We start from the raw sequence: 3,872 nt of genomic DNA on the forward strand, positions 1-3,872 counted from the left end.
CTTAAGTGACCGGCATTACGCCGAAGCGTGCCTTTTTTGATCGTCGGGTGAGATGTAATTACTGATTACGTTCGCGGTCGATGGCGCGATAACCGATGTCTTTGCGGCAGAAACTACCTTCCCAATGAATGTCTTTCGCTAAATCATAAGCGCGTGCCTGGGCTGCTTCCACCGTTTTACCCAATGCCGTCACACATAACACGCGACCGCCATTAGTGACCACACGTTCATCCTGCAAACGGGTCCCGGCGTGGAAGACTTTACCATCCGGCACTTCTTCCAGCGGCAGGCCATGAATAACGTCTCCGGTTTTATAATCAGCAGGGTAGCCACCGGCTGCGAGCACGACACCCAGAGACGGTCGCGGATCCCACTCAGATGTTTTATCACCCAGACGACCTTCAGCACCGGCCAGGCATAAATCCACAAGATCAGAACGCAGACGTAACATGATCGGCTGAGTTTCCGGATCGCCGAAACGGCAGTTGAACTCGATCACTTTCGGCTGGCCGTCGGCTGAAATCATCAGACCGGCATACAGGAAACCGGTATAAGTGTTATTTTCCGCCGCCATACCGCGAACAGTCGGCCAGATGACCTGATCCATCACGCGTTGATGGATTTCATCGGTTACGACCGGCGCCGGAGAATAGGCTCCCATGCCGCCCGTGTTCGGACCGCTGTCGCCGTCACCCACGCGTTTGTGATCCTGACTGGTCGCCATCGGTAACACATTGCTGCCGTCGACCATGACGATGAAACTGGCTTCTTCGCCATCGAGGAATTCCTCGATAACAATGCGATGACCTGCATCACCGAAAGCATTTCCCGCCAGCATGTCGTGAACGGCGTCTTCCGCTTCTTTCAACGTCATCGCAACAATGACGCCTTTACCTGCTGCCAGACCATCGGCTTTGATGACAATCGGTGCCCCCTTGCTACGCAGATAAGTCAGGGCGGGTTCGATTTCGGTGAAGTTCTGATAATCGGCACTTGGGATGTTATGACGAGCCAGAAAATCCTTAGTGAAGGCTTTAGAACCTTCCAGTTGCGCGGCTTCCTGCGTCGGGCCAAAGATTTTCAGACCGGCTGCGCGGAAAGCATCAACTACGCCAATTACCAGTGGCGCTTCAGGGCCAACAATGGTCAGGCCGATGTCATGACTTTTAGCGAAAGCCAGCAAACCGGCGATGTCAGTGGCGGCGATGTCCACGTTTTCCAGCAACGGCTCCAGCGCGGTACCTGCATTGCCAGGCGCAACAAAGACTTTATCAGCCAAAGGTGACTGCGATGCCTTCCATGCCAGTGCATGTTCACGCCCGCCGTTACCGATAATTAAAATATTCATTCGAAGACTCCGGTGAGCGGGCGCAACGCACCCGCTAAAAGAAAATTAATGACGGAAGTGGCGCATGTCGGTGAACAGCATAGCAATGCCGTGTTCGTTTGCCGCGGCGATCACTTCATCGTCACGGATAGAACCGCCTGGCTGGATAACACAGGTAATACCTACCGCTGCCGCAGCGTCGATACCGTCGCGGAACGGGAAGAAGGCATCAGAAGCCATTACGGAACCGGCTACTTCCAGGCCTTCGTCAGCGGCTTTAATACCGGCAATTTTAGCGGAGTAAACGCGGCTCATCTGGCCTGCGCCGATACCGATGGTCATTTTGTCTCGTGCATACACAATGGCGTTGGATTTGACGAATTTTGCGACTTTCCAGCAGAACAGGGCATCTGTCAGTTCCTGCTCTGTCGGCTGGCGCTCGGATACCACACGCAGATCAGCGGTATCAACCATACCCAAATCGCGATCCTGAACCAGCAGGCCGCCGTTAACACGTTTGAAGTCGAGCGCTTTCTGGCGACCTTCCCATTGTCCGCAGGTCAGTACACGAACGTTTTGTTTCGCGGCGGTGAGTGTCAGTGCCTCGGCACTTACCGATGGTGCGATGATCACTTCCACAAACTGACGGCTGATGATCGCTTTTGCCGTTTCAGCATCCAGTTCACGGTTGAAGGCGATAATGCCGCCGAAAGCTGAGGTCGGGTCAGTCTGATAGGCGCGTTCATAAGCTGCCAGTATGCTGTCGCCGATAGCAACGCCGCAAGGGTTGGCGTGTTTGACAATGACGCAGGCCGGTTCAGCAAACTCTTTCACACATTCCAGAGCCGCATCGGTATCCGCAATGTTGTTATAGGAAAGTGCTTTGCCCTGCAGCTGGGTAGAAGTGGCAACCGAAGCTTCGCTGACGTTCTCTTCTATATAGAAGGCAGCGTTCTGATGGCTGTTCTCGCCATAACGCATATCTTGTTTCTTTATATAGCTGAGATTCAGTGTGCGCGGGAACTGGCCGGAAGCCGATTCAGTATCACCGTGGTAAGCCGGAACCATCGTGCCAAAGTAGTTAGCAATCATGCCGTCGTAAGAGGCGGTGTGTTCAAAGGCTTTAATCGCCAGGTTGAAACGAGTCGCCAGCGTCAGCGAGCTGTTGTTGGCATCCATCTCTTCAATAATAGAAGCGTAATCGCTGCTCTTTACTACGATCGCCACATCTTTATGGTTCTTCGCTGCCGAGCGAACCATGGTAGGGCCGCCGATATCAATGTTTTCTACCGCATCTTCCAGTGAACAATCTGGACGTGCGACGGTTTGTGCGAACGGATAAAGGTTAACGACCACCATGTCGATTGGCGCAATGGAATGTTGTGCCATGATTTCATCATCTTTCCCGCGACGACCGAGGATGCCACCGTGAACTTTCGGGTGCAGGGTTTTGACGCGTCCATCCATCATTTCCGGGAAGCCGGTGTAGTCAGAGACTTCAGTGACTGGCAGGCCGGCTTTCGCCAACAGGCTGGCGGTGCCGCCAGTGGAAAGTAATTCAACGCCACGCGAAGACAGAGCCTGGGCGAATTCTACGATACCGGCTTTGTCAGAAACACTGAGCAGGGCACGGCGGATTGGACGAGATTGTTGCATGGTGGTTATATCCTTGGCTTTGGAGTCGCAGTAAAGAGCGTTATCTGAATTCAATGACGTTTTTCTTCTCTTTATATAGAGCAATTTGCAGAAAACGCGGGATTGAGCTTGGATAACTTCCCTTCGGCGACTGACTTTTCATTTATTACCCCTAAAGGGCAGTGAAAACTGACGCGCGAAATTGTAGCGAAAACGATTGCGCGACGCTCGCAAAATTTGAGATTCCTGCGCCTCTGTGGATAAATCTGTGCAAAACACGGTATAAGCAGTGGGTTTGCTGTGTAATGCAGCAAACGGTGTTTTTTCTTAAAATTAGCCCTTGCGGCCTGCTGAGAACTCCCTATAATGCCGCTCCATCGACAGGGAACAACGTGAACAACATCACGAAGTGACCGGGTCGGAAAGATTAAAAACAGCGGCAACCGGATAAAATAAACGGTTGACACTGAATGAGGAAAGCGTAATATACGCCACCTCGAGTTAGCAAGCGAAAGCGCGTAACTCACTGCTCTTTAACAATTTATCAGACAATCTGTGTGGGCACTCACAAGACGATATCAGCCACCTCGGTGGCAAAAAATATCAAGTCTTAGAGTGACCAAGCAGTAATTCATTTAGTTGAATTATTACGAAGTAATCTCTGAGCACCGCTTCACTTGTTGAAGCAAATCGAACTTTTAATTGAAGAGTTTGATCATGGCTCAGATTGAACGCTGGCGGCAGGCCTAACACATGCAAGTCGAGCGGCAGCGGAAAGTAGCTTGCTACTTTGCCGGCGAGCGGCGGACGGGTGAGTAATGTCTGGGAAACTGCCTGATGGAGGGGGATAACTACTGGAAACGGTAGCTAATACCGCATGACCTCGAAAGAGCAAAGTGGGGGATCTTCG

General features: G+C 52.0%; 2 protein-coding genes and 1 rRNA gene. 1 reads left to right on the forward strand and 2 read right to left on the reverse strand.

Annotation, left to right across the window (positions count from 1 at the left end):
* Positions 1 to 58 precede the first annotated feature (58 nt).
* Positions 59 to 1,348: a phosphoribosylamine--glycine ligase gene (gene purD / locus UC14_RS24905; protein WP_013577394.1), complete on the reverse strand. Its 1,290-nt coding sequence runs from the start codon at positions 1,346 to 1,348 to the stop codon at positions 59 to 61.
* Positions 1,349 to 1,393: 45 nt separating this feature from the next.
* Complete coding sequence (gene purH, locus UC14_RS24910) at positions 1,394 to 2,983, reverse strand: bifunctional phosphoribosylaminoimidazolecarboxamide formyltransferase/IMP cyclohydrolase (protein WP_013577393.1); 1,590 nt, start codon at positions 2,981 to 2,983, stop codon at positions 1,394 to 1,396.
* A 678-nt stretch (positions 2,984 to 3,661) separates the two neighbouring features.
* Between purH and UC14_RS24920 the strand changes: the two genes are divergently transcribed.
* Positions 3,662 to 3,872: ribosomal RNA gene (locus UC14_RS24920) — 16S ribosomal RNA — on the forward strand; the annotation flags it as partial.

The sequence above is a fragment of the Rahnella sp. NRRL B-41462 genome (assembly GCF_003263525.1).
GTDB classification, from domain to species: domain Bacteria; phylum Pseudomonadota; class Gammaproteobacteria; order Enterobacterales; family Enterobacteriaceae; genus Rahnella; species Rahnella aceris.

Coding starts and splice junctions, on each gene's coding strand:
- purD (WP_013577394.1), bottom strand. CDS start 1,348: ATGAATATTTTAATTATCGGTAACGGCGGGCGTGAACATGCACTGGCA.
- purH (WP_013577393.1), bottom strand. CDS start 2,983: ATGCAACAATCTCGTCCAATCCGCCGTGCCCTGCTCAGTGTTTCTGAC.